This is a genomic window from Cognatishimia sp. F0-27 (genome assembly GCF_020667845.1).
In the GTDB taxonomy this organism is placed as follows: Bacteria; Pseudomonadota; Alphaproteobacteria; order Rhodobacterales; family Rhodobacteraceae; genus JAFMPQ01.
Map to the genome: position 1 here is coordinate 54,664 of NZ_JAFMPQ010000023.1, position 24,164 is coordinate 78,827.

The window sequence follows — 24,164 nt, forward strand, 5'->3', positions numbered from 1 at the left end:
GGTCAGACCCATGCCCATCAAACTGCCCAGCTCCTTGCCAGCCTACTCGGTCTTGCAATCTGAAGGCGTCATGGTCATGGGCGAGGACGCCGCCGCCCGGCAGGACATCCGGCCACTGCGCGTGGGGTTGTTGAACCTGATGCCGCGCAAGATCGCGACCGAAAACCAGTTCGCGCGGCTGATCGGGGCGACCCCGCTACAGATCGAGCTGTCGCTGATCCGGATGACGGAGCACGAAACCAAGAACACCGCCGCCGAGCATATGGCCGAGTTTTACCGGCCATTCTCCGATATCGCCGAGAGCGGCGAGAAGTTCGACGGGCTGATCATCACCGGGGCGCCGATCGAGCATCTGCCCTTCGACGAAGTCACCTATTGGGACGAGCTGCAACGGGTCTTTGACTGGACCCAGACCCATGTGCATTCCACGTTCGGCGTGTGTTGGGGCGGGATGGCGATGATCAACCATTTCCATGGCGTTGCCAAACACATGCTGGAGGCCAAGGCTTTCGGCTGCATCCGCCACCGCAACTGCGCGCCCGCGTCCCCCTACCTGCGTGGCTTCTCCGACGACATGGTGATCCCCGTGTCGCGCTGGACCGAACTGCGCCGTGCGGAAATCGAGGCCGCCGGTTTGGCCATCCTGATCGACAGCGCCGAAACCGGCCCGTGTCTTGTCGAAGACCCCGACCACCGCGCGCTCTATGTGTTCAACCATTTCGAATATGACAGCGACACGCTCAAGGGCGAATATGATCGGGACGTGGCGGCGGGCACGCCGATCAACATCCCCGCAAACTACTACCCCGACGACGATCCCACGCAGACCCCGCAAAACCGGTGGCGCAGCCATGCGCATCTGCTGTTCGGCAACTGGATCACCGAGATCTACCAGACCACACCCTTTGACCTTCAGGAGATTGGCTCCAAATCAACAGATCTGAGGCTTTGACACCCGTCGGCGCCACGGATTGGGAGAGATGATGATCGTGCGGGCACTTGTGATCGGGGCAGCGCTCACGCTGGGCAGCTGTGGCATATGGGCGGACAAGCGCGCCGCGCGCATGGAAGCCTCTGCCGAGGACCGCTGGCCCCCAGTGGGCCGCTTTGTGACCGAAGGCGCTGTGCGTGTGCATTACGTGCAGGACGGCACCGGACCGGATGTGGTCCTGATCCACGGGGCCGGCGGCAACCTGCGGGATTTCACGTTTTCACTGATGCCCCGGCTTGTGGAGGCAGGCTACCGAGTGACCGCCTTTGACCGGCCCGGGCTCGGCTATACCGGGCGGGTCGATCCGGCGTATGACAGGGCCTTTGCGCCATCGGCTGAGACGCCACAGGAGCAGGCCGCCCTGCTCGCGGGGGCCGCAAAGCAGCTTGGGGTCGACACTCCAGTGGTGCTCGGCCATTCCTTCGGCGGGGCGGTCGCCATGGCCTGGGGGCTTGAGCATGAGGCTTCGGCCATTGTCAGCGTCGCGGGTGTTGCCATGCCATGGCCGGGCGAACTCGGCGCCTATTACAAGGTGCTGGGGTCCTCGGTCGGCGGCGCGCTTGTGCCGCCGCTTGTCACCGCCAGCACCGACCCGATGAACACCGGCGACGTGCTCGAAGGTATCTTCGCGCCGCAATCCGCGCCGGACGGCTACCTGGCGCATATCGGGCCCGGACTGTCCTTGCGCCGGGACACGCTGCGCGCCAATGCCCGGCAGGTCAACCATTTGCGACCGCATATGGTGGCCCTGTCCGAACGCTATCCCGAGATGACGCTGCCCGTGGAATTCGTGCATGGCGATGCGGACACCACCGTGCCGTTGACGGTGCACGCAAACCGCGCCGTCTCCGTTTTGCCGCGTGCGCGGGTCACGGTGCTGGAAGATATCGGACACATGCCGCACCACGCAGACGAAGACGCCATCTTGGCGGCCATCGAACGCGCGCTGGAGCACGCCGGTCGCTCAGGCTAAGCGCTTGTATCCTCTCGTGCTCTCGCCGCATACTCGGACAGGCGCGGGCCTGTCCCGCCCCTCGTTCTGTCCCTGTCCAAAAGGAGAGCACCGATGACCCTGCCCTTTGACGGTGCGATTTCCCGCTTCTTTCGCGAGGAGGCTCCCGACGCCGTCCGGCATGCCATCGAGCGGGCAGAAAAAGGCGACATCCTCGATCCGCGATACCCCTATTCGGACAAGATGGCGCGCAAACCCTATGAGCGCGAGCTTGCCATGCTCCAGATCGAGTTGGTCAAGATGCAGTCCTGGATCAAGGAAACCGGCCAGAGGGTTGTCTGCGTCTTCGAAGGGCGCGACGCCGCCGGAAAAGGCGGCACGATTGCGCGCTTTCGTATGAACCTCAATCCACGCGGCGCGCGGGTGGTGGCCTTGTCGAAGCCGTCCGACACGGAACAGACGCAGTGGTATTTCCAACGCTATATCGATCACCTGCCGGCGGGTGGCGAGATCGTGTTTTTCGATCGGTCCTGGTACAACCGGGGCGTGGTCGAGCATGTTTTCGGCTTTTGCACACCCGAAGAACGCGCGCATTTCTTCACCCAGGCGCCCGGTTTCGAAGCCATGCTCGTGGATGAGGGCATCCATCTTTTCAAGTTCTGGCTCACGGTTGGCCGCGCCGAACAGCTGGCGCGGTTTCTCAAACGCGAAAGCGACCCGCTCAAGCAATGGAAGCTCTCCGGCATCGACGTGAAGGGGCTGCCGCGATGGGACGCCTACACCGACGCGATTGCCGAGACGCTCACGCGCACGCACACGGACACCGCGCCGTGGACGATCGTGCGCAGCGACGACAAGAAGCGCGCTCGCCTCGCCGCGATCCGCCACGTGCTGAGCACGCTCGATTACGACCGCAAGGACATCAAGGCCGTCGGAACCCCCGATCCGCTGATCTGTAACGGTCCGGAACTCTGGCATGCCTAAACGGGGCTATCACCACGGCAACCTTCGCGAAGCGCTGGTCTCTTCGGCGCTGACCCTGATCGAGGAGAAGGGACCGACCGGGTTTACCCTCTCGGAGGCGGCGAAGCAGGCCGGCGTGACCCCGGCGGCGGTCTACCGCCATTTCGACGGGCGCGAGGATCTGATCGCGGAGGCCGCGCTGCAAGGCTACCAGATCTTTGCCGAGTTGATGGAATACGCGTTTGAAACCGGCCAACCCTCTGCGCTGGCGGCGTTCGAGGCCACGGGACGGGCCTATCTCGCCTTCGCGCGGCGCTATCCCGGTCACTACATCGCGATGTTCGAAAGCGGCATCTCGGTCAATCGCTCCCCCGAACTCGCTGCAGCCTCGATGCGGGCGCGCGGCATCCTCGAAAAGGCCGCGGCACAGCTGTCCGAGCATATTCCACCCGAAAAGCGCCCACCTCCGGCGATGTTCTCCGCGCATATCTGGGCGCTGAGCCACGGGGTCGTGGAATTGTTTGCGCGCAATTCACCGGGCACGCAGGCGCCCTTTCCACCCGAGGATCTGCTCGAGTCGGGGATCGGCGTGTATTTGCGCGGGCTCGGGCTCATCCCTGAAGACACCTGACCGCGAACCATGATCCGCCGTTTCCCGCATGTGACCGGACACACCAGCCACCGCAACCCCGCCAGAACGACAGCGCGCGCGATGTCTCGACGGGCTCGCGTCGCATTACCATCAAGAGACTACCCATGACTGGCACATTTTTCCTCGGCCTCGGCGGTCAGAAATGCGGATCGAGCTGGATGCAGGCCTATCTCGCCCGCCAGCCCGGATCGGATTTCGGACGGCTCGGAGAATACCAGATCTGGGAAGCAGACCTCGGATCGGTGTTTGCCCGGTACAAGGTCGCCGAACCGGGTATGCTGCAAAAGCTGCGAGCGGAGGCGAAACGGCGCATCGGGCAGCCGCTTCCCGCGGACTACCTGCGTTGGCAGATGCAGACCGACCGGGATCGCTATTTTGCCTATTTCGCCGGTCTGCTTGCCAAGCCGGGCACCCGGCGGACCGGCGATGTGACCCCCTCCTATGCGGCCCTGCCCGCGCCGATCCTCAAGGGCATTCGCGATGGGTTTGACGCACGCGGGATCGCCACGAAAGCGCTGTTTGCCATGCGTGACCCGGTTGCGCGGCTCCGGTCGCATTACCGCATGGAGGTTGCCAAGGGTCGCCTGCCCGACGAGGCGGAAAGCGTTGGCCTGCGGGGCTTTTACAGCGGGGCGGAAGCCGCCGCCCGTATGCGCTATGATCTGACCCTTGAGGCCATCGAGACGGTCTTTGCACCCGAGGACCGGTTCATCTGCCTGTTCGAGGACATGATCACACCGGCGGGCGTGGCGCGGTTTGCCCGGTTTGCCGAGGTTCCTGTCGAGCCCGATGCAGGCGCGCGTCCGGTCAATGCACGCGGCACGGCGTCCAAGCCGCTGCCAGACGAGACCAGCCGCGAGATTGCCCGCCATTATGCACCGGTCTACGAAGCCGTGGCGCGGCGCTTACCGGAAATCGAAACGCTCTGGCCGTCCGCACGGTTTGCGCTCACCAGCGCATGAGACCGGCGTCGACCAGCTGTCCGGCATCGCTATAGGCCACGGACTCCGGGCCAAGAAACCCGTCGGGCGCGTCCCCCATCGCATCCAGCAGCTTGCGATAGTAGCCGTATTTCGCCGCGGCATTGGCGTGTGCGCCCCAGCGGGTTGCCCGCTCGATCTTGTCGGCGAATTGCGCGGTGAAGACGAAATGGGCCACCGTCAGCAAGACCGACGCCGATGGCGGCAGGTTGGCGTTGTGCGAGCCGGTGAGGTAGCTTTCGTCACTGCGCAGCACGATGGGCGTCTTGTGTCGCGGAGACTTCTGGAACATTTGCGCCTTCTTGGCGCGGGCCGGCATGTAGAGGCGGTGCCAGCCGCGCCGCTCGACCCTTGGCTCGATCCCATAGCGCTCGAAGAGCCGTGCCGTCTTGCTCTGTCCGGTGAGAACCGGGGGCTCTCCGGGGCGCAGTTGCACCAGGGGCTCCGGCTCGAAATAGGGATAGGCTGCAAGCAAGGCGTCAAAATCCTGTGGCAGACGACCCTCAAGGCCAGCGACGCCGGCCGGGAAGAATTCGACCACAGAAGCCACAGCCGAACTGGCGCCCTGCCCCGCGAGCCGCGAAATCACCTCGCCGACATGCGCCACGCCGGGCGGCAGGATCAGGAATTCATCCGCGTCCAGATAAGACACATATCGCCCGGGCAGAAAGCAAGGTGGCAGCGCGATCTTGAGATAAGTGCCCACACGTTCACGCCGTGTCTGCCCTTCCGGATCGGTGTAATCGATCAAATCGCCAAACCGCATCGGTGCCCGCAGCACGATGCAATCGGGCTGTGCGCAAAGAAACTCGAAACTGCCGTCATCGGACTGATCATCCCAGATCAGGAACTGTTCGAAGCCGAGGCCGCGATGATGATCCAGCCAGGCCGGCAGGAAACCAAGTTCGTCGCGCATCGTGGAAAACAGGGTCAGACGATCGGGATGCACCATCCCGTGCTCGACAGTAACAAGGTTCTTGGCGTGGGCGATCCGGTAGCGCGTCATGCGGATTGGAGTGGCGCAGCTTGACTGCCCCGTCAAGCGCCACGCAGCGCAAAGCCGCGGCGCCCACGCCAAAAAAACCGACTGCTGCGGTGGCCATAACGAAAAAAGCCGGCCCCCGAGAGGGCCGGCCCGTGATCTTGCCTGACAGGCAAATCAGCGCTTGGAGAACTGGAAGCTGCGGCGCGCCTTGCGCTTACCGTATTTCTTCCGCTCGACCACGCGGCTGTCGCGGGTCAGGAAGCCTGCCGCCTTGAGCGCGCCGCGCAGCGACGGATCATAGAGCTGCAGAGCCTTGGAGATGCCGTGCTTGACCGCGCCGGCCTGACCGGAAAGGCCGCCGCCCTTGACGGTCGCCTGCACGTCGAATTCGCCTTCGACACCGGCCACCGTAAAGGGCTGCGCGAGGATCATCTGAAGCACGGGACGCGCGAAATACGCGTTCATTTCCTTGCCGTTCACGGTCACCTTGCCGGAACCGGGCTTGATCCAGACACGGGCAACCGCGTCCTTCCGCTTGCCGGTGGCATAGGAGCGGCCGAATTCGTCACGAACCGGCTCACGGGGGGTCTCTTCGACCATGGCCGCACCACCGAGATCGTCGGTGACGGCTTTGGCCAGCTCATCGAGGGAGGTCACTTGATCAGCCATGTCTGATTACACCCGCGTGTTTTTCTTGTTCATCGACTTGACGTCCAGCACCTCGGGCGCCTGCGCCTCATGAGGATGCTCGGCGCCGGCATAGACGCGCAGGTTTGTCATGACCTTGCGCGACAGGCGGTTGGACGGCAGCATGCGCTTGACCGCAAGGGTCACGACCCGCTCGGGATGTGCGCCCTCAAGGATTTGCGCCTTGGTGCGCGACTTGATCCCGCCGGGGTGGCCGGTGTGCCAGAAGTGGCGCTCTTCGCGCTTCTTGCCCGTCAGCTGCACCTTGTCGGCGTTGATGACGATGACGTTGTCGCCCGTATCCATGTGGGGCGTGAAGCTCGGCTTGTGCTTACCGCGCAGCCGCGAGGCAACGATCGAGGCGAGACGACCAAGAACAACGCCTTCAGCGTCGATCACGATCCATTTCTTCTCGATGTCTGCCGGGGTCGCAGAAAAGGTTTTCATCTCGATGATCCCGTCGGTGTAAGAGAATGGGCCGCCGCATGACGCGCACGGCCCGAGAACTGATCGCTGCGTTATATACGCACCGCTTTTTGCGTCAAGAGCATATGACCGGAAATAAATAAGCGAAAACAGCGTCCTAAAAATACGGTATTATTTTACCCCAATATCTTCCCCTGACAATCCTGCGCACGCAGACCATCACAGATGCTGCGCCCCGCATCGCAGAGCCGCTACGCCAAGAAGCGCTTGCGCTGACACCGCACCGTGCTTCTCAGACCGGACCGTGTGCACTCTGCCGCGCCATCCCCTGACGCCAATCCCGCCAGCGCGCGCCAACCCGGCGGATCAAATGGCGATCCGCTCGGGCGGATTGTCCAGCAAGCTGCGCAATGTCTCGATGGCCGCTTCAAAGCTGGAAAGGCTGACCTGCGCATTGACGCCAATCCGCACTGCATGCGGTGCATTGGCATCCCGCAGCGCAAATTCCTCCGCGGGCCGGATCTGGACGCCGCGCGCCTCGGCGGCCTGGGCAAAGCTCGCCGCCCGCCAGCCCTCGGGAAGCCGCAGCCACAGGAACGGGATCTCTTCGCTCCAGACAAGATCGTAGCCGCCAAGAATATTCACGGCCACGCGGATATAGCGGTTCATCTCCGCCCGAACCGCCGCCATCATCTCGTAGGTTTCGTCCTGCGACAGAAGATCCTCGGTCAGCTCCGCCAAGGGGCGCGCCAGTCCGAAAAAACCGTCCTCGGCGGCACGGCGCAAAACGCCGCGATGGCGTTTCGGGGCCAGCGCGAACCCGATCCGCAACGCAGGCGTCAGTGATTTCGAGATCGACGACACATACCACCCCTGGTCCGGTAGGATCGAGCGATAGGACGCCGCGCGCGCCGGACCGATGCGATAGCAGTCATCTTCGAGAATATGAAACCCACGGCGGCGCGCGATCTCTGCAATGGCCTCGCGACGCTCGGGCGGGGTGAACACCACTGTCGGATTGTGCACTTCGGCACTGGTACAAAGCAGTTGCGCGCCGGTTTCACGGGCGACCCTATCAAGCGACTCGGGGCACAATCCATCCGCATCCATGGCGACAGAGACCACATCCGCCCGCAAGAGCTGGGCCGCGCGGCGGAAACCGGGATAGCTCAGTTCTTCGAGCATCACCACGGGACGCGGGCCATGCAGCACCGACTGCATCACGAGCGACACCGCCGATTGTCCGCCGTGGCTCAGCACCAGATCCGCCTGATCGACTTGCCCCAGAACGGTGTCGCCAAGCCAGCGCAGCACCGCGCGGCGCGCCGGCTCGAAGCTCTCTCGTGTTGGGTAATTGAGCAATGCGTCCGGGTCGGTTTCACCCAGACGCCCCATGGCTTTCCGGATCATGGCAACCTGTCCCACATCCGGCAATCGCGCGGAGAAAAGCGTCACGGTGTCCGTGTCTTGCGGCAAAACGCGCAGGTCAGGGCTCTGCGTCGCGGGTGCGGGCTTCGGGGTCGCGACAAATGTGCCCCGCCCCACGGCCGCGGCGGCCTCGCCGCTTTCGGTAAGCAGCGTGTATGCCCGCGCGACGGTGCCCGGGGTGATGCCAAGCCGCCAGGCGAGGTCACGTACCGGCGGCAGCTTGTCGCCAGGCCTGAGCGCTCCGCTGCTGACGGCGTTCCGGATCGCGGCAGCGACCGCCTTGTATTTTGGCGCCGCGCCCTGCGTTTCATAAAGATCGGAAATTGTATCCATCACAATATTTCCATCGACCCGGACATCCCAATTATTGTATCGGTATTTTGCACACAGGTTACACAATGTGTCAATACAATCGAAAGGAAAGATCATGGCACAAGACGCAACATTCGCCCCCCTCGCCTACCTGACCGCGGCGCAATCTCTGCCGCCGGCGGCAAAAGTGGCACTGCGTCTTGCGGTGGTCTTTGCCAAATGGTCCGAACGCCACCGCACAAGGCTGGCGCTCGCGCAACTCGATTCCCACCTCCTCGCGGATGTGGGCCTTGATCGCCGGTCCGCTCTTCTGGAGGCCCGGCGACCGTTCTGGGTCGGCTGATCCCTGGCCGCCCCAGACCTCTTCCACCTTGGGCGCGGGGTCTTCCCGCGCCTTTTTTCTGTGCGTCCCCGGCCTTCCTGTTGCACCCGATTGCAATCCGGCGCAGCTTGAAGCGGCATGGCCCCGCACCGAGGGGTCCCGCGCGCTGCGGCTTGGCGCAGGTGGCACAGGGAAGAGCAATGAAGGATCTCGGCGCAGTGGCGCGTTCCGGAAAACCTCAACGCACAGGCGCGCCCTCAACGGCGACGGACGGCACCGCGTCGCGCGCCGTCAGGGCTACAGACCGGGTCGACCATTTTGCCCAGGACGGCACCACCCTTTTTGCGGGCACCCATTTGATCATCGAGGTTGTCGGTGGCAAGGGGCTGGACCGTGAGGACCGCATCCGGGCGGCATTCCAGGACTGCATCGCCGCCTGTGGCGCGACCCTCGTCCATATGCATGTGCACCGGTTCTCGCCACACGGGCTCTCCGGCGTTGCAGTTCTCGCCGAAAGCCACATCACCGTGCATACATGGCCCGAAATCGGCTATGGCGCGTTCGATGTCTTCATGTGTGGCGATGCCGATCCCTGGCAGACCGTTGGCGTGCTCGCGCGCGCTTTCGAGACGGACGACGTGCGCGTCCGGGCGCTGCGCAGAGGTGAGGACGTGCTGCCCGCGCGCTCATGAACTCCGGCGTGGCGGGATGGAGTAGGTCAGGCTGGCATGGGCCACCGGCTCCGGCATGCCTTCGGAGAACAGCAAGACATCAGTGACGCTCAGCGTTCTTCCCAGCTTGAGAACCCGCGCCTCCGCGATCAGGTCGATGCCCGCCGCGGGTTTGCGCATGAAATCGATGCTGCAATGGGTGGTGACCGCGAGCGCTTCGCGCCCGATCCGCGACATCGTGGCCACATAGGCGGCCACATCTGCGAGGCTGAACATCGCGGGGCCGGACACCGTGCCGCCCGGGCGCAGATGCCGCTCCTCGTTGAATAGCCGCATGACGGTGAGCGACTCGTCGATCCGGTCGATCCCGAACATGCCCTTCACCTGTGGAAAAACCTCATCCAAAAACCCCGCCATCTCTTCCGGGCCAATTACGATCGCCATTCAATCCTCCGTTTGCGTCGCGGCATTGGTCCTTCTTCCGTCCGGAGGGTCAACCTTTTTCAGCCCAACACCCATCCCGCATCCTGCGCCTGCCCGCACCCCGAACCGCGCATGCATTGCGGGCCAGAACCCGTGCCCCCCCGTCGGCTGCCCAAACCCGGAGTGCTGCTGCCGCAGCCCGGAGACGCGGGGCGCCAGGACTTGAAAAAACACCTGTTTTACGGCACGCCTGTGACAGATGGTCAGCCGCCAGACCCGCAGAATGTCGGGCATGAACGAAAGGAATGCATGTGGATCTTTTGAAACGCGAAGACGCGGATGGGATCGCGCATCTGACCCTGAATGCGCCCGATCGGTTGAACGCGCTGTCAGACGAGATGCTGGCGGCCTTGCAAGACCAGATCGATCGCCTTTCCGAAGACAGCGCCACACGGGTTGTCGTGATCTCCGGTGCCGGGCGCGCATTTTGCGCCGGCCATGATCTGCGCCAGATGACCGAGGCGCGGCAGGCCGAAGATGGCGGGCGCGCCGCCTTTGCGGATCTCTTCAATCGCTGCTCAAGGGTGATGACCGGCCTGACCCGCCTGCCCCAACCCGTGATTGCGCAGGTGCACGGCATCGCTGCGGCAGCCGGATGCCAGCTTGTGGCCACCTGTGACATGGCCGTGGCAGCCGATGACACGCGATTTGGCGTGAACGGGGTGAATATCGGTCTGTTCTGCTCGACCCCCATGGTCGCGCTGACCCGCAACATCGCCCGAAAACAGGCGTTCGAAATGCTGACAACCGGCCGGTTCATGCAAGCAGACGAAGCGGTGCGCGCCGGGCTCATCAACCGTGCGGTTGCGCCCGAGGCGTTGCAGGCCGAGACCCGCGCGCTCGCAGAAACGGTGGCCGGAAAGCTTGGCGCGGCGGTGCGCATCGGCAAACGTGCCTTCTATGACCAGGCCGAGCTCGGGCTGGACGATGCCTATGCCCATACCGGCGCGGTGATGGTCGAAAACATGCTCTATCGTGACACGGAAGAGGGCATCGCGGCGTTTCTGGAAAAGCGCCCGCCAAACTGGTCCTGAGCCTTGGCTCTCCGCGGGCTTTCCACTACATCGCGCCCTATGACACAGGAATTGCATATCGTCGGCGGCGGAATGGCCGGATCCGAGGCCGCATGGCAGGCCGCAAACATGGGCGTGAAGGTCGTGATTCACGAGATGCGGCCCAAGGTGAAAACATTTGCACATCAGACCGAGAATCTCGGGGAGATGGTGTGCTCCAACTCGTTTCGCTCTGACGACCATGAACAGAACGCAGTGGGCCTCCTGCATTGGGAAATGCTTCAGGCCGGCGGGCTGATCATGCGCACGGCGTATCAACACAGGGTGCCGGCCGGTGGTGCTCTGGCGGTGGACCGCGAACCGTTCGCGCAATCTGTCACCGATGCGCTCGCCGCGCATCCCAACATCGCGATTTCCCTCGAAGAGGTCGCGGAATTGCCCGAGACCGGGCACTGGATCTTTGCCACCGGTCCGCTCACCTCCGAGGCGCTCGGGGCGGCGATCCAGCGCGAGACCGGAGCCGACCGGCTCGCGTTCTTCGACGCCATCGCGCCCATCGTCTACGCGGACTCCATCGATATGTCGGTCGCCTGGAAACAATCGCGCTATGACAAGGGCGAGACGGAAGAAGAACAGAAAGCCTACGTCAACTGCCCCATGACCAAGGCGCAATACGAAGCGTTCATCGATGCGCTTCTTGCGGCGGACAAGACAGAGTTCCACGAAGGCGAAACCGCGGGCTATTTCGATGGGTGCCTGCCCATCGAGGTCATGGCTGAACGCGGCCGTGAAACGCTGCGCCATGGGCCGATGAAGCCGGTCGGCCTGACCAACCCGCACAAGCCCGAGGAAAAGGCCTACGCGGTGGTGCAGCTTCGGCGCGACAACGCGCTTGGCACGTTGCTCAACATCGTCGGGTTCCAGACCAAGATGAAATATGGCGCGCAAACCGATGTGCTCCGGATGATCCCGGGGCTTGAGAATGCGCGCTTTGCGCGGCTTGGCGGCATTCACCGCAACACCTTCCTGAATTCCCCGACCCTGCTGGACGCGCAGATGCGTTTGCGCAGCAAGCCGCATATCCGCTTTGCGGGCCAGGTCACCGGCGTCGAAGGCTATGTCGAGTCGGCTGCGATGGGGCTTCTGGCGGGCCGGATGGCCGCGTCTGAATTGCTGGGCCAATCGCTCGACACCGTGCCACAGGACACCGCCCACGGCGCGTTGGTCCATCACATCACCGGCGGGGCGGACGCCAAGACCTTCCAACCGATGAACGTGAATTTCGGCCTGTTCCGCCCGCTCGACGGCATGCGCGGCGGCCGCCGTGGCCGGCGCGAGCGCTACAAGGCCTATACCGACCGCGCAAAAAATGCGTGGAAAGAATGGCTTGCAACGCAACCTTCCATCGCCACGCAGGCTGAGATGGTCGAAGGGCTTGACGGGCACGCCGCGGAGTAGAACTCTGCAATTCATGACCGACCGGTTTTTGGACAAAGTGTATCAAGCCCGCGGCGCGGACGAGACACGCGCGCTGTATGACGCGTGGTCGACAAGCTACGAAGCCGAAGTCGCCGAAAACGGCTATGTAACCCCTGGTCGCTGCGCGGAGGCCCTGGCCTCGGTCGTCTCTGATCTCACCGCACCGGTGCTCGATTTCGGGTGTGGCACGGGGTTGTCCGGCATGGCCTTGCGGCTGGCGGGCTTTACCACGGTGGACGGGGTCGACCTGTCCCCGGGCATGCTGGCGCAGGCCCGCGCAAAGGGCGTCTATCGCACGCTTGATGCCATCATCGCGGATTGTGCCATTCCGACCGGTTACAGCGCCATCGCGGCCATTGGCGTGATCGGCGCAGGCGCCGCGCCCCTTTCGGTGCTTGACCGAATAACCGATGCCTTGGCACCCGGTGCCAAGACCGTGTTTTCCTTCAATGATCACACCTTGGAAGACCCCACGTTCGACGCCCATGTCGACGCGCTGATTGCAGCCGGTACCATGCGGTCGGTTTTTAGAGAACACGGTCCGCACCTGACCGGACGCAACATGCAAGCCACCGTATACGTGCTTGAAAAAACGTGACGTTTCGAACACGCTTTGCGCCATCGCCCACCGGCCCGCTGCATCTCGGTCACGCCTATTCCGCCTTGGTCGGCGCCGCGCTGGCGCGCGCGTCCGGCGGTGTCTTTCTATTGCGGATCGACGATCTGGACCGCTCACGCGCACGCCCGGAATGGGAACAGCAGCTCAAATCGGACCTGCGTTGGTTGGGACTGGATTGGCCGGAACCCTGCCGCAGACAATCCGACTGCCTTGACGCCTACGACGCAGCCCTTGACCAGCTTTGGTCCGCGGGGCTGCTCTATCCTTGCCAGTGTTCCCGCCGCGATATCCGCGAGGCCTTGTCCGCGCCTCAAGAAGGTGTGCCGGTGCATGGCCCCGATGGTCTCGTCTATCCCGGAACCTGCCGTCCGGACGAGCCGCCCGTCGGCGCCCGCCCCAAGGATGCCACGTTGCGCCTCGATATGCGGCGTGCGCTGGCGGAGATCCATGGCGACCTGTGCTTCGAAGAAACCGGGTCCGGTCCGGATGGCCAAACCGGACAGATCCAGACGACGGCCGAGCACTTTCTCGGTCGCATCGGCGATGTGGTGCTCGCGCGGCGTGAGATGGGTGCGGCCTACCATCTGGCGGTGGTTGTCGATGACGCGGAGCAGTCGATCACCCATGTGGTGCGCGGGCAGGACCTCTTTGAGGCCACGCGCATTCACGTGCTCCTCCAGACGCTTCTGGACAAGCCGCGACCGCTGTATCATCACCACGCGCTGATCCGGGACGATGCCGGAAAACGGCTGGCAAAGCGCGACGACGCCCGCTCACTCGCAACCTATCGCGAGGCCGGGCACAGCCCGGACGAGCTGCGGCGCTGGTTGGGTATCTGAAACAAGCGCCGCTGAACATGCAGCACGGCCAACGATGAGGCATGACCCGGCCGTCTGCTTCATGGCGACCGCCGCCACGCAAAGAAAAACGGCGCCAGAAGACCGGCGCCGCATCAGGCATGTTACCGTGTGGCGCGCGTTCAGCGTCGCGCGTCGCCCACGAATTTCCAGACCGCAGGCAGGATCAGCGCAGCCAGTGCCAGCTTGATCATGTCCCCAACAAGGAACGGTGTCAGACCCCATTCGAGGATCGGCTTGTCCCAGCCATAGAGCATGCCAAGCCAGATCAGGCCCGGCACGTAGATCAACGCATTGCCGACCAGCATTGCCACGGCCATTTTCGGCATGGAACGGTCCCAGCCCGCGCGGGCCAGCATACCCAGCGCCAGCGTTGCAAGCACGTAGCCGACCAGATATCCGCCCGTGCCCCCCATCATGTAGGTCAGCCCGTAAGCCTCTGCGGTGGATCCCGCAAACACGTCGAACCCGGCCGCCCCGAGGATCATGTAGCTCAGGATGGTCGTCAGCCCGAGACGCGGACCATAGGCCGCGCCGATGGTCAGGACAGCAAAGGTGCCCATGGTGATCGGCACCGGCCACATCGGGATCTTGATCTTTGCAGCCACAGCCAGCAGCGCGATGCCGAGCACGACCAGCACGGCCTGCTTGATGCGCAAGGCTGCGCCTTCGTTTGCGCCAAGACGATCGGTCAGCACATCGTGGTTCATGGTGAGGTTCATGTCCGTCCCCCTAAGGAAATATTCGTTGCGCCCGGTTTTGCCCGAAGCGCGCGCATCTCGCAAGGCACAGGGTGCCGCGGCGGGCAGTTAATTTGCAAATTGCGGTTTTCGAATGCAAAGTCACCAGCTGCGCAACCAGTCGGAAAGGTGCCGCCCGATCTCTGCCCCGCTGTCTTCCTGGATGAAGTGACTGCCCGCGACAGTGACCTCATGCTGGTTCTTCCACGTCCGGCAAAACGCGCGAGCGGCACCGGTCAGGATGGCCCCCGGCTCGGCATTGACAAAGCATTTTGGCAGGTCGCTCTCTTTCAGCCATTCGGCATAAGCCGCGACGCGCGCGACAACGTCAGGCGGATCTCCCGCGATGGGGATCTGGCGCGGCCAGGTAAGCGTTGGCCAGCGGGCGTCACGGTCGAGGAATGGCCGTCGATACTCGGTCATCTCCGCATCGCTCAGCCCGCGCAGGATCGAGCCGGGCAGGATCTTCTCGATGAAGACGTTGCGGTCAAGGATCAGCCCTTCGCCGGCCTCGGAGCGCAGCGCCTGAAAGAGCGGCGTGGCCTCCGGAGAGAACTCCGCCCATGTCTCAAGCGGGCGTACAATGCCCTCCATGTAGGCGATGGCACGCACCGCGTCGCGGTGTCGGTTCGCCCAGTCGAACCCAAGCGCCGAGCCCCAGTCATGCACAACAAGCGTCACGTCGCGCTCCAGCCCAAGGGCCTGCATGAACCCGTCGAGATACCGGCTGTGGGTCTCAAACGTGTATGTTGTGGCGTCGGGTTCGGGCAGCTTGTCGCTGTCACCCATCCCGATGAGGTCGGGCGCGATGCAGCGCCCCTGCCCGACAAGCGCCGGCATCACGTCACGCCAAAGGTAGGACGAGGTCGGATTGCCGTGCAGAAAGACGATGGGACGACCTTCACCGATCTCGACATAGGCCATTTGGCGGCCATTCACCGCGACGAAGGATTTGTCTTTCACTGGCGTGTCAGTCATCAGTTGGCCCTGCTCCTGTTTGCCAAAAGAGCCTACCCCACCAAACACAAAAGAAAAGGCCCCGCCCGAAACCGGGCGAGGCCTTGAAACGTCGTGGATGTGCCGCGTCAGGAGATGCGCGTCAGCAGATCATCGAGGCTCTTCTTGGCGTCGCCGTAGAACATGCGCGTGTTGTCCTTGAAGAAGAGCGGGTTCTCGATGCCGGAATAGCCCGTGCCCTGCCCGCGCTTGGAGACGAAGACCTGCTTGGCCTTCCAGCATTCCAGAACCGGCATGCCGGCGATCGGGCTGTTGGGATCGTCCTGAGCGGCGGGGTTCACGATGTCGTTCGAGCCGATGACGATGGCGACATCCGTATCGGGGAAGTCGTCATTGATCTCGTCCATCTCCAGCACGATGTCATAGGGCACCTTGGCTTCCGCCAGCAGAACGTTCATGTGCCCGGGCAAACGGCCCGCGACCGGGTGGATCGCGAAGCGCACGGTCTTGCCCTGCGCGCGCAGACGCTTGGTCAGTTCTGAGACCGACTGCTGCGCCTGGGCGACGGCCATACCGTAACCGGGGATGATGATGATGCTGTCGGCCTCGTCCAGCGCGTTGGCAACGCCGTCCGCGTCGATGGCGATCTGTTCGCCCTCAACGGCCATTTGCTCTCCGCCTGCGCCGCCGAAGCCGCCAAGGATCACCGACACAAAGGCGCGGTTCATGGCTTTGCACATGATGTAGGACAGGATCGCGCCGGAGGAACCCACAAGCGCGCCGACCACGATCAGGAGGTCGTTTCCGAGCGAGAAGCCGATCGCCGCAGCCGCCCAACCGGAATAGCTGTTCAGCATCGAGACCACCACAGGCATGTCCGCGCCGCCAATGCCCATGATCAGGTGATAACCGATGAAGAGCGCGAGCAGCGTCAGGAGCACCAGCGTCCAGCTGCCTGCGTCACCGAGATACATCACCGCCAGAAGCAGTGAGCCCGCCGCCGCGGCCGCGTTCAGCATGTGCCCGCCCGGAAGCTGCTTGGCCGCGGAGTTCACCTTGCCCGCCAGCTTGCCATACGCGATGACCGACCCGGTGAAGGTCACGGCACCGATCCAGATGCCGAGCACAAGCTCGACGCGCAGAATGCCAATCTCGACGCTGGTCTTCTTGGCGACCAGTTCCGCAAAGGCACCTTCGACGCTCTCACCCGCCCCAGCGGCCGCCTGCACCATGTTGATCGTCAGGTCGGCGTTGAAACCGACGAACACGGCGGCAAGGCCAACCAGCGAGTGCATGATCGCCACAAGCTCGGGCATCTGCGTCATCTGGACCTTGGTGGCGAGTTGGTATCCAACCGCCGCCCCCAGCGCGATGAGGACGAGAGAAGCCATCCAGAGGCCCTGCCCCGGTCCAACCATCGTGGCCAGCACCGCAATGGCCATGCCCGCAATGCCGTACCATACCGCGCGCTTGGCGCTTTCCTGACCCGACAGCCCGCCAAGCGACAGGATGAACAGGATCGCTGCGACCACGTAGGCCGCGATCGTGAATGTATTTTCCATTATCGCCGCTCCTTAGGATTTCTGGAACATGGCGAGCATGCGCCGCGTGACGAGGAAGCCGCCGAAGATATTGACCGACGCCATGAAGATACCCGCCGCGGCGAGGATCGTGATCAGCATCGACGTCGAGCCGATCTGGATCAGCGCGCCGAGAATGATGATCGAGGAGATGGCGTTGGTGACGGCCATGAGCGGTGTGTGCAGCGAGTGTGCGACGTTCCAGATCACCTGGAAGCCGATGAACACCGACAGCACGAACACGATGAAGTGCTGCATGAAGCTTGCGGGCATGCCCGGAATCAGGGCGACCCCAAGGATCAGCGCCGCGCCGACAGCCAGAAGCGTGACCTGGTTCTTGGTCTGCGCCTTGAACTCCGCCACTTCCTTTGCGCGCTTTTCTTCCGCGGTCAGCTCTTTGGGCTTTTCTTTCTTCTGCGCCGCGATCGCCTGCACTTTTGGTGGCGGCGGCGGGAATGTCACCGCGCCTTCAAAGGCCACGGTCGCGCCCCGGATCACATCGTCGTCCATGTTGTGATTGATCTGACCGTCCTTTTCCGGCGTCAGATCGGTCATCATGTGGCGGATGTTCGTCGCGTAGAGCGTCGAGGACTGGGTCGCCATGCGCGACGCGAAATCGGTATAGCCGATGATCGTGACGCCGTTCTCGGTGACGATCTTCTCGTCCTTGACAGTGCCTTCGACGTTGCCGCCGGCCGGAGCCGCCAGATCGACGATCACCGAACCCGGCTTCATTGCCGCGACCATGTCTTCGGTCCAGAGTTTCGGCGCAGGCCGGTTCGGGATCAGCGCCGTGGTGATCACGATATCCATATCGGGCGCGATCTCGCGGAACTTGGCAAGCTGGGCGTTGCGGAATTCCTCGGATTGCACGGACGCATACCCGCCGGTTGCCGCGCCGTCCTGTGCCTCTTCCTCGAAATCGAGGAACACGAACTCCGCGCCCATCGATTCGACCTGCTCGGCCACTTCGGGGCGCACGTCAAAGGCATAGGTGATGGCACCCAGAGACGTCGAGGTGCCGATCGCGGCAAGACCCGCCACACCGGCGCCAACAACAAGGACCTTCGCCGGCGGGACCTTGCCCGCGGCGGTGATCTGGCCGGTGAAGAAGCGGCCGAAATTGTTGCCGGCCTCGATCACGGCGCGGTAACCCGCGATATTGGCCATGGAGGACAGCGCATCCATCTTCTGCGCGCGCGAGATCCGCGGCACGGCCTCCATCGCGATCACGTTGCCGCCAAGCTCGGCGGCCCGCTTGAGGCGCTCGGGATTGCCGCCGGGATTGAAGAAGCTGATCAGCGTCTTTCCCTTGACCACACGGTCAAGCTCGTCATCGGCGGGCGTGTTCACCTTGGCGATGATGTCGGCCTGGGTCCAGAGCGCGTCGGCCCCGTCCACCACGGTCACGCCGGCGTCCTCGTAAAGCTTGTCCGAAAAACCGGCCTTTTCGCCGGCGCCGGCCTCGATCAGGCAGTCATAGCCAAGCTTTTGGAGCTGGCGTGCCGAATCCGGCGTCATCGCGACCCGCGCTTCGCCCTGATCGACTTCCTTTGGTGTCCCGATTTTCACGTCTGTCGTCCCCCTAGGTCCGTGTGAAGAGCTCAGTCGCCCCCGGAGGGGCAATTTCCGCGTTGGGTCTATAGGGCTGACCTATATTTCACAACCGCGCGCGCGCCCCTAAAACACGATGCCGGGCATAAAGTCAAAGCCACCTTCGCGTTTGTTGCGTGTATTTCGCAAACGACGCACGAAACTTGCGCCGCAAACGCTTCTCCTCGGGCAAGATGAAGCGCCGTTCGATGACCCAAACGAAGACCGGCAGAAGTGGGAGCGCTACCACCGCATCCCATCGCAGAATCAGTCCCGCCAGCAGCAAACAGTCCCCGAGATAGATCGGGTTGCGTGACAGTTTGAAGACGCCGGACACAACCAGCGTGTCGGCCTCCTGGTGCGGAATGACCGTGGTCTTGTGCCGCTGCAGGGCCATCACGGCAAACACCATCAAAAGGATTCCGCCTCCGACGAGCAACCCACCGGCGAAGTCAGCCCAGGCGCCCCCGAAAGTGAGGCCAAACGCGCCCTGAGCAGTCCAGGCTATGACGAGACACGCCAACAGCCAGACGGGGGGCAGATCGATCCATTTGAGCATGAGACGCTCCGTTGCTTTGGCGAAACCGCACCGCGCGGTTTCTGAACCGGGCAATCCTCACCCTTGCACAGCGCAATGTCGAGCATTTGACAGCAGCGCCCCGCCTGAGAATGCCCCTTACTGATCGCAGAGCCGTGGGCTCGCGGAGATGCCCGGTTTCCGCCGATTGCGCCATGCGCCGTTCAATACTGTGGTGCGAAACCACTTTCTGCCGCAAAATGGCAGGCATTATTGCGCGCAAACCCACTTCGTTTCCGAAGGATCGTTTCCATGGCCGACTTTTCCATTGCAACCAACAGCACTCTTGCCAGAACCCTCAGCGGAGAGGACGGCTTCATCGGCACCAACGGCGGTCTGAGCGTCGACGGGGACCACGCCGTCACCGTATCGGGCTCCGGCGGAACGCTCACCGTATTGGGATATCTGAACGCCTATAACGGCGCGTTCTCGGCGGTAAATGTCGACGCGGTGAGTTTCAGCATGACCGTCGGTCCGCTGGCCACGGTCTCCGCCGCCGCCGCATCCGGGGGGGTTCTGAATATTGACGTTCTGAACCTCGCAAGGCTTGTGAACCATGGGTCCATCCTCGCGACAGGGTTCCGCGCCGTCGTCATGGATCCGACCGACACCGCTGCATCCATGAGCCTTACCAATCACGGAACGATTTCGTCGGTCAGTTCAAACGCCGTCGACATCAATTCAGGCCTCTCCTCCAACTATCTGACAAATACCGGCGTGATCTCCAGCAACAGCACGACAGTGCGACTTGAGCAAACGTCTTCGAGCAGTGCGGTCATGGAGGTCGTCAATACCGGGACGGTTATCAGCACAGCCTCTTATGGGTTCGACCTGATCTCGAGCAATATCTCTCCGCGGCTGACATTCACGAATTCGGGCACGGTTATCGGCGACGATGCCGGTGTTCAGGCCAGCCGCGACGGTGGGGCCGAGATTACCAACACCGGCCTCATCGACGGGAACCTGAGAAGCATCTTTTCGGGCGATGGCGACGATCACATCATCAACGCGGGTCAGGTCATCGGCAATATCGTGACAAGCGGCGGGGCCGACACGATCGACATGCGCGGCGGCACTCTGAACGGCATGCTTGAGGGCGGCGACGGCGCTGACCTCTACATTGTGGACGACGATACCATCGAGATTGCGGAAAACACTGCCGAGGGCACCGATACCGTGCGGTCCAGCGTCAGTTTCCGTCTGTTCGACGCGGATGTCGAAGCGCTCGAGCTGACCGGCGAGACCGCGACCCGCGGCGTCGGAAATGCCGGTGACAATGAGATCACGGGCAATGCGCGCGACAACGATCTGCACGGGTTCGAGGGCAGCGACACGATGGCAGGCGGTGCCGGCGTCGACAGGCTCTTTGGCAGCGCGGGCAACGATTTTCTGTTTGGTGGCCCGGGTGACGACTGGCTGCACGGTGGCGCGGACAACGACAATCTGCAAGGGGCAGATGGCGAAGACCTCCTGCAAGGCGGCACAGGGGATGACGCCGTTTTCGGGGGACCGGGCAATGATACGATCGAAGGCGGCACCGGCAACGATACGATCTATGATGCGGAGGGCGACGATACCCTGATAGGCGGGACCGGCAACGATGTCTTTGTCGCCGGTGACGGAGCCGACACGATGCGCGGCGAGGAGGGCAACGATACGGTCTTCTATGTGCTGTCCCCGGCGCGTGTGGCCGTCAACCTTGGGGTGTCATTCTTTCAGGGCGGATTTGCCGACGGCGATCGCGGCTCGGGGATCGAGAACCTCAGCGGGTCGCCGTTCGACGATATCCTGGTCGGCAACGCGCTGGCCAACCGCATCGAAGCAACGGGCGGGGCCAATACGCTGCGCGGCGAGGCAGGCAATGACACGCTGGTGTCCAACGCGGGTCCTGATCTTCTCGATGGCGGACCGGGGGCGGATCTCGCAAGCTACACGGGATCCGGCGCGCGGGTCATCATCAATCTCGAGATCGGATATGCGGCGGGCGGCTATGCGGCAGGCGACACGCTGATCTCGATAGAACAGGTGCAGGGCACGCCGCTCAATGACCGTATCGTGGGAAGCAACAGCGGTAACCGGCTTTTTGGCGAAGGTGGCTCGGACGAGTTGAACGGCGCGGGCGCACGCGATCTGCTCTATGGCGGACCGGGCAACGATACGCTGATCGGGGGCACGGGGAATGACGTGTTCGTCTTCGCACCCGGGTGGGACAATGACCGCATCACCGATTTCGAAGATGGCGCGGATCGGCTGGATGTCTCGGCGCTGCCCGGGATCAACGCACCGGGAGATTTGAACTTTCTCGACATCGGCGCCGACTTGCGGATTGATGCCGGGGGAGCCGACACCATCCTCCTGGCGGGGATGGCGGGCACGACACTGACCAGTGCCGACTTCATCTTCTGATGCGCGCCGCGTCACAGGCGCCCGGTCTTTGATCGACAGGGCGCGGACAGGAGAGACGCGCCGGAAGCCCCTGCCCGTGCGGCGCATCGCGGCACAGCCGCCGTGATCCGCGGAGCGCGCGCTATTCCCACTCCATCTCTTCAAACACGCGACCGGCGTTCTTGGTGGCGAGCTCTTCAAACGTGTCGAGCATCGTCCATTCCGACTGGTCCACATAGTAGGCCGATGCGAGGTCTCCGCCTTCATCGATATGCGCCCCGATTTTCGCGCGAAGATCGGTGAGATAATCGAGCGTGTAGCGCGTGACCTGCGCCATGTTGGTCGGGTGTCCGTGACCGGGGATCACGTAGGTCGCCCCCAGTTCGGTAAAGGGACCGGCAAAGGTTTCGACCCAGCACGATGTGCAGGTATCCGCAAAGATCGGCAACATCCGTTCGTGAAAGGCGATGTCTCCGGCAATCACGATCTCCCATTCCGGGATCCAGACTTGCGTGTCGCCCGGACCGTGCGCCGAGCCGAGATGCAGAACCTCCACCGTCAGTCCGCCCATCTCGATCACGTGGCGATCCTCGAAAGACAGATTCGCGGCAACCACGCGCGTGCCCTCTGCACGATCCCGGTTGTAGCGCTGCATCCCCTGGAGGATGAAATCACCGTTTGCCTCGACCTCCTCGATCGCGTCCACATGCGCGAGGATATCAACGCCCAGATCGGCCCAGTAGGCATTGCCAAGCATGGCATGCCCCTGCCCGTTCTCGTTGATCACCAGCTTAACGGGCTGATCCGTCACCGCCTTGATCTCGTCGTGCAGCGCAGCCGCGAGCCGCACCGATGCGCCGCCATTGACCACGATGACCCCATCGGTCGTCACGATGAAGCTGAGATTGTTGTTGTGACCGGCATTCTCATAGGTTGGCGGTGCCGTGGCCCCGATGGCGGAGAACACATGCGGAATGACCTCGACGGGTTTGTTGTAAAGCTCCGACTGTGGATATTTGTCTGCGATGTCTTCGCTCGCCACGGCCTGCGTGCCGCAAAGCGCCAGAATACAGGCAAGGGTGGCCTTTGCTCGTGGGATGCTGGATCGGATCATGGCGTTACCTTTTCTGCGACGGGATGAACACCAATACACATTCGCATGAATGAATGCCTCTGCCAAGAGAGGGATTGCTTGCCAACACCGCGCCGCTCTCGCACCCTGAACGCGCATCGCCCTCGCGCAATCAAGGAGCACCGCCATGACAACAGCAAAACATGCCATCGTGACAGGAGGCGGCACCGGGATCGGCCTTGCCATCGCCCGGGCCTTGGCCGCAGAGGGGCACCACGTCACCATCACGGGGCGCCGTGCCGGCCCGCTTGACGCGGCCGCGCAAGAAACCGAGAGGCTGTACCCCGCCGTTATGGATGTGAGCGACGAGGATGCGGTGACAACCGGCATCGCACAGGCGGTTGCCGCGCGCGGGCCGATTCAGATCTGCGTGCCCAATGCGGGCATTGCCGAGGGGCGCGCGCTGCTCAAGACGGACATGGCGTTCTGGCGCAAGATGATGGTGATCAACGTCGACGGGGCGTTCCTCACGATCCGGGAAAGCCTCAAGAGCATGACGGAAACCGATTGGGGGCGCGTGATTGCGGTGGCTTCGATCGCAGGGCTCCGCGGTCTCAAAGGTGCGCCGACCTACACGGCTTCGAAACACGCGATGGTCGGGTTGATACGAGGGTTGGCGGCCGATTATGCAATGAAACCCTACACGTTCAACGCGCTTTGCCCGGCCTATGTGGATACCGACATTGTCTCGCGCAACACCGAGTCCATCATGGCGCGCACCGGCCTCGATGAGGAAAAAGCCCGCGCGCTCATGACGGATCTGAACCCGCATGGGCGGCTGATCCTGCCCGAGGAAGTGGCCGCCAGCGCGCTGTGGCTCTGCGGGCCGCATTCGGGGAGCGTCAACGGTCAGGCGATTCAGATCGCAGGTGGCGAAGTCTAGGCCTGCCTGGGCGAGAAACCTTGCCAGTCTGTCCAGCGGGCGCGCCGGACCGCGACACCACATCGCGCCGGTATGGGCGCCGCGACACGGGGTTGGGTTGAACGTGGCCGGGTTCGGCCTTGCGCGCGCGGCCGACGCCCGAGCCCCGCGACAGGCAATCGCGGAACATCCGACGCCATGGCACCCCGGTTTGGCCAGTCGCGACCGGACTTCGATCCGACTGCTCCGCACTTGGCTGATATCGGATCCTTGCACGCGGACGTTCTTGCCCCTGCAGCCGCTCACCGCGGGTTGGACTCGGCGCTTGTCATAGCCATCGCGTTCCGTCGGGCCCTGTCCGCGCAGATTTGCAGGTCTCCATCGTCCTTGGGGACCGACCATGATCCCGGACTTCACCCTTAGCCCTGACCCTGACCCTGACCCTGACCCTGACCCTGACCCTGACCCTGACCCTGACCCTGACCCTGACCCTGACCCTGACCCTGACCCTGACCCTG

At 63.3% G+C, this 24,164-nt stretch carries 24 protein-coding genes; 13 read left to right on the forward strand and 11 right to left on the reverse strand.

Annotated features, from left to right (window positions below; genetic code table 11):
* The first annotated feature begins 10 nt into the window (after window positions 1-10).
* From metA to J1C49_RS13435, 5 genes are all read left to right on the forward strand, one after another.
* On the forward strand, window positions 11-952 hold the full coding sequence (metA, locus tag J1C49_RS13415; RefSeq protein ID WP_227446338.1) for a homoserine O-succinyltransferase: 942 nt from the start codon (window positions 11-13) through the stop codon (window positions 950-952).
* Between the two features lie 28 nt (window positions 953-980).
* Window positions 981-1,964, forward strand: coding sequence for an alpha/beta fold hydrolase (locus J1C49_RS13420; RefSeq protein WP_370639415.1), 984 nt, complete (start codon window positions 981-983; stop codon window positions 1,962-1,964).
* A 93-nt stretch (window positions 1,965-2,057) separates the two neighbouring features.
* Window positions 2,058-2,927: a polyphosphate kinase 2 gene (gene ppk2 / locus J1C49_RS13425; RefSeq protein WP_227446339.1), complete on the forward strand. Its 870-nt coding sequence runs from the start codon at window positions 2,058-2,060 to the stop codon at window positions 2,925-2,927.
* Window positions 2,920-3,537 (forward strand): TetR/AcrR family transcriptional regulator, encoded by a 618-nt coding sequence (locus tag J1C49_RS13430; protein ID WP_227446340.1) that lies wholly within the window; start codon window positions 2,920-2,922, stop codon window positions 3,535-3,537. The genes ppk2 and J1C49_RS13430 overlap by 8 nt, the downstream gene beginning before the upstream one ends.
* Window positions 3,538-3,662: 125 nt before the next feature.
* Window positions 3,663-4,520, forward strand: coding sequence for a sulfotransferase family protein (locus tag J1C49_RS13435; protein ID WP_227446341.1), 858 nt, complete (start codon window positions 3,663-3,665; stop codon window positions 4,518-4,520).
* On the opposite strand, the gene J1C49_RS13440 is transcribed toward J1C49_RS13435, so the two are convergent.
* The 4 genes from J1C49_RS13440 to J1C49_RS13455 all read right to left on the reverse strand — a co-directional run bounded on the left by J1C49_RS13440 (window position 4,507) and on the right by J1C49_RS13455 (window position 8,397).
* Window positions 4,507-5,544, reverse strand: coding sequence for a glycosyltransferase family 2 protein (locus J1C49_RS13440; RefSeq protein WP_227446342.1), 1,038 nt, complete (start codon window positions 5,542-5,544; stop codon window positions 4,507-4,509). The genes J1C49_RS13435 and J1C49_RS13440 overlap by 14 nt on opposite strands.
* Before the next feature lie 153 nt (window positions 5,545-5,697).
* Window positions 5,698-6,192, reverse strand: a complete 495-nt coding sequence (gene rpsI, locus J1C49_RS13445) for a 30S ribosomal protein S9 (RefSeq protein ID WP_227446343.1) — start codon at window positions 6,190-6,192, stop codon at window positions 5,698-5,700.
* Window positions 6,193-6,198: 6 nt separating this feature from the next.
* On the reverse strand, window positions 6,199-6,657 hold the full coding sequence (rplM, locus tag J1C49_RS13450) for a 50S ribosomal protein L13 (RefSeq protein ID WP_227446344.1): 459 nt from the start codon (window positions 6,655-6,657) through the stop codon (window positions 6,199-6,201).
* Window positions 6,658-7,002: 345 nt separating this feature from the next.
* Window positions 7,003-8,397 carry a PLP-dependent aminotransferase family protein gene (locus J1C49_RS13455; RefSeq protein ID WP_227446345.1) on the reverse strand — a complete coding sequence of 465 codons (1,395 nt, stop codon included), beginning with the start codon at window positions 8,395-8,397 and terminating at the stop codon, window positions 7,003-7,005.
* A gap of 94 nt (window positions 8,398-8,491) precedes the next feature.
* Between J1C49_RS13455 and J1C49_RS13460 the strand changes: the two genes are divergently transcribed.
* A complete protein-coding gene (locus J1C49_RS13460; RefSeq protein ID WP_227446346.1) occupies window positions 8,492-8,719 on the forward strand; it encodes a DUF1127 domain-containing protein in 228 nt (75 codons plus the stop codon).
* A gap of 179 nt (window positions 8,720-8,898) precedes the next feature.
* Window positions 8,899-9,390, forward strand: coding sequence for an adenosylmethionine decarboxylase (speD, locus tag J1C49_RS13465; RefSeq protein WP_227446347.1), 492 nt, complete (start codon window positions 8,899-8,901; stop codon window positions 9,388-9,390).
* Here the strand turns inward: speD and J1C49_RS13470 are convergent.
* Window positions 9,385-9,813 carry a PaaI family thioesterase gene (locus tag J1C49_RS13470; RefSeq protein WP_227446348.1) on the reverse strand — a complete coding sequence of 143 codons (429 nt, stop codon included), beginning with the start codon at window positions 9,811-9,813 and terminating at the stop codon, window positions 9,385-9,387. The genes speD and J1C49_RS13470 overlap by 6 nt on opposite strands.
* Window positions 9,814-10,097: 284 nt before the next feature.
* Here J1C49_RS13470 and J1C49_RS13475 point away from each other — a divergent pair, with 284 nt between their 5' ends.
* The 4 genes from J1C49_RS13475 to gluQRS are packed head-to-tail and all read left to right on the forward strand — an operon-like array spanning window position 10,098 to window position 13,802.
* Window positions 10,098-10,886, forward strand: a complete 789-nt coding sequence (locus tag J1C49_RS13475; protein ID WP_255670712.1) for an enoyl-CoA hydratase — start codon at window positions 10,098-10,100, stop codon at window positions 10,884-10,886.
* Between the two features lie 39 nt (window positions 10,887-10,925).
* The gene (trmFO, locus tag J1C49_RS13480) at window positions 10,926-12,323 is read left to right on the forward strand and encodes a methylenetetrahydrofolate--tRNA-(uracil(54)-C(5))-methyltransferase (FADH(2)-oxidizing) TrmFO (protein ID WP_227446350.1); all 1,398 of its coding nucleotides are present in this window, start codon (window positions 10,926-10,928) and stop codon (window positions 12,321-12,323) included.
* A 13-nt stretch (window positions 12,324-12,336) separates the two neighbouring features.
* Window positions 12,337-12,942, forward strand: a complete 606-nt coding sequence (locus tag J1C49_RS13485; protein WP_227446351.1) for a class I SAM-dependent methyltransferase — start codon at window positions 12,337-12,339, stop codon at window positions 12,940-12,942.
* Complete coding sequence (gene gluQRS, locus J1C49_RS13490; protein WP_227446352.1) at window positions 12,939-13,802, forward strand: tRNA glutamyl-Q(34) synthetase GluQRS; 864 nt, start codon at window positions 12,939-12,941, stop codon at window positions 13,800-13,802. Before J1C49_RS13485 ends, gluQRS begins: the two co-directional genes overlap by 4 nt.
* Window positions 13,803-13,942: 140 nt before the next feature.
* Here the strand turns inward: gluQRS and J1C49_RS13495 are convergent, their stop codons facing one another.
* The 5 genes from J1C49_RS13495 to J1C49_RS13515 all read right to left on the reverse strand — a co-directional run bounded on the left by J1C49_RS13495 (window position 13,943) and on the right by J1C49_RS13515 (window position 19,249).
* The gene (locus J1C49_RS13495; protein WP_227446353.1) at window positions 13,943-14,542 is read right to left on the reverse strand and encodes a biotin transporter BioY; all 600 of its coding nucleotides are present in this window, start codon (window positions 14,540-14,542) and stop codon (window positions 13,943-13,945) included.
* Window positions 14,543-14,662: 120 nt separating this feature from the next.
* Window positions 14,663-15,538, reverse strand: coding sequence for a haloalkane dehalogenase (locus tag J1C49_RS13500; protein ID WP_227446354.1), 876 nt, complete (start codon window positions 15,536-15,538; stop codon window positions 14,663-14,665).
* A gap of 107 nt (window positions 15,539-15,645) precedes the next feature.
* Window positions 15,646-17,079 (reverse strand): NAD(P)(+) transhydrogenase (Re/Si-specific) subunit beta, encoded by a 1,434-nt coding sequence (locus J1C49_RS13505; protein WP_227446355.1) that lies wholly within the window; start codon window positions 17,077-17,079, stop codon window positions 15,646-15,648.
* A 12-nt stretch (window positions 17,080-17,091) separates the two neighbouring features.
* Window positions 17,092-18,669 (reverse strand): Re/Si-specific NAD(P)(+) transhydrogenase subunit alpha, encoded by a 1,578-nt coding sequence (locus J1C49_RS13510; RefSeq protein ID WP_227446356.1) that lies wholly within the window; start codon window positions 18,667-18,669, stop codon window positions 17,092-17,094.
* Between the two features lie 133 nt (window positions 18,670-18,802).
* On the reverse strand, window positions 18,803-19,249 hold the full coding sequence (locus tag J1C49_RS13515; protein WP_227446357.1) for an isoprenylcysteine carboxylmethyltransferase family protein: 447 nt from the start codon (window positions 19,247-19,249) through the stop codon (window positions 18,803-18,805).
* A 270-nt stretch (window positions 19,250-19,519) separates the two neighbouring features.
* Between J1C49_RS13515 and J1C49_RS13520 the strand changes: the two genes are divergently transcribed.
* Entirely contained in the window at window positions 19,520-21,673 is a 2,154-nt protein-coding gene (locus J1C49_RS13520) for a calcium-binding protein (RefSeq protein WP_227446358.1), read from the forward strand.
* A gap of 121 nt (window positions 21,674-21,794) precedes the next feature.
* Here the strand turns inward: J1C49_RS13520 and J1C49_RS13525 are convergent, their stop codons facing one another.
* A complete protein-coding gene (locus tag J1C49_RS13525) occupies window positions 21,795-22,766 on the reverse strand; it encodes an MBL fold metallo-hydrolase (protein WP_227446359.1) in 972 nt (323 codons plus the stop codon).
* A gap of 145 nt (window positions 22,767-22,911) precedes the next feature.
* On the opposite strand from J1C49_RS13525, the gene J1C49_RS13530 reads away from it, so the two are divergent.
* Window positions 22,912-23,667 (forward strand): SDR family NAD(P)-dependent oxidoreductase, encoded by a 756-nt coding sequence (locus J1C49_RS13530; RefSeq protein ID WP_227446360.1) that lies wholly within the window; start codon window positions 22,912-22,914, stop codon window positions 23,665-23,667.
* The last annotated feature ends 497 nt before the right edge of the window (window positions 23,668-24,164 follow it).

Bases quoted from the DNA above. Each gene is read 5' to 3' on its own strand.
- metA (WP_227446338.1), top strand. From the start codon at position 11: ATGCCCATCAAACTGCCCAGCTCCTTGCCAGCCTACTCGGTCTTGCAA.
- J1C49_RS13420 (WP_370639415.1), top strand. From the start codon at position 981: ATGATGATCGTGCGGGCACTTGTGATCGGGGCAGCGCTCACGCTGGGC.
- ppk2 (WP_227446339.1), top strand. From the start codon at position 2,058: ATGACCCTGCCCTTTGACGGTGCGATTTCCCGCTTCTTTCGCGAGGAG.
- J1C49_RS13430 (WP_227446340.1), top strand. From the start codon at position 2,920: ATGCCTAAACGGGGCTATCACCACGGCAACCTTCGCGAAGCGCTGGTC.
- J1C49_RS13435 (WP_227446341.1), top strand. From the start codon at position 3,663: ATGACTGGCACATTTTTCCTCGGCCTCGGCGGTCAGAAATGCGGATCG.
- J1C49_RS13440 (WP_227446342.1), bottom strand. From the start codon at position 5,544: ATGACGCGCTACCGGATCGCCCACGCCAAGAACCTTGTTACTGTCGAG.
- rpsI (WP_227446343.1), bottom strand. From the start codon at position 6,192: ATGGCTGATCAAGTGACCTCCCTCGATGAGCTGGCCAAAGCCGTCACC.
- rplM (WP_227446344.1), bottom strand. From the start codon at position 6,657: ATGAAAACCTTTTCTGCGACCCCGGCAGACATCGAGAAGAAATGGATC.
- J1C49_RS13455 (WP_227446345.1), bottom strand. From the start codon at position 8,397: ATGGATACAATTTCCGATCTTTATGAAACGCAGGGCGCGGCGCCAAAA.
- J1C49_RS13460 (WP_227446346.1), top strand. From the start codon at position 8,492: ATGGCACAAGACGCAACATTCGCCCCCCTCGCCTACCTGACCGCGGCG.
- speD (WP_227446347.1), top strand. From the start codon at position 8,899: ATGAAGGATCTCGGCGCAGTGGCGCGTTCCGGAAAACCTCAACGCACA.
- J1C49_RS13470 (WP_227446348.1), bottom strand. From the start codon at position 9,813: ATGGCGATCGTAATTGGCCCGGAAGAGATGGCGGGGTTTTTGGATGAG.
- J1C49_RS13475 (WP_255670712.1), top strand. From the start codon at position 10,098: ATGCATGTGGATCTTTTGAAACGCGAAGACGCGGATGGGATCGCGCAT.
- trmFO (WP_227446350.1), top strand. From the start codon at position 10,926: ATGACACAGGAATTGCATATCGTCGGCGGCGGAATGGCCGGATCCGAG.
- J1C49_RS13485 (WP_227446351.1), top strand. From the start codon at position 12,337: ATGACCGACCGGTTTTTGGACAAAGTGTATCAAGCCCGCGGCGCGGAC.
- J1C49_RS13495 (WP_227446353.1), bottom strand. From the start codon at position 14,542: ATGAACCTCACCATGAACCACGATGTGCTGACCGATCGTCTTGGCGCA.
- J1C49_RS13500 (WP_227446354.1), bottom strand. From the start codon at position 15,538: ATGACTGACACGCCAGTGAAAGACAAATCCTTCGTCGCGGTGAATGGC.
- J1C49_RS13505 (WP_227446355.1), bottom strand. From the start codon at position 17,079: ATGGAAAATACATTCACGATCGCGGCCTACGTGGTCGCAGCGATCCTG.
- J1C49_RS13515 (WP_227446357.1), bottom strand. From the start codon at position 19,249: ATGCTCAAATGGATCGATCTGCCCCCCGTCTGGCTGTTGGCGTGTCTC.
- J1C49_RS13520 (WP_227446358.1), top strand. From the start codon at position 19,520: ATGGCCGACTTTTCCATTGCAACCAACAGCACTCTTGCCAGAACCCTC.
- J1C49_RS13525 (WP_227446359.1), bottom strand. From the start codon at position 22,766: ATGATCCGATCCAGCATCCCACGAGCAAAGGCCACCCTTGCCTGTATT.
- J1C49_RS13530 (WP_227446360.1), top strand. From the start codon at position 22,912: ATGACAACAGCAAAACATGCCATCGTGACAGGAGGCGGCACCGGGATC.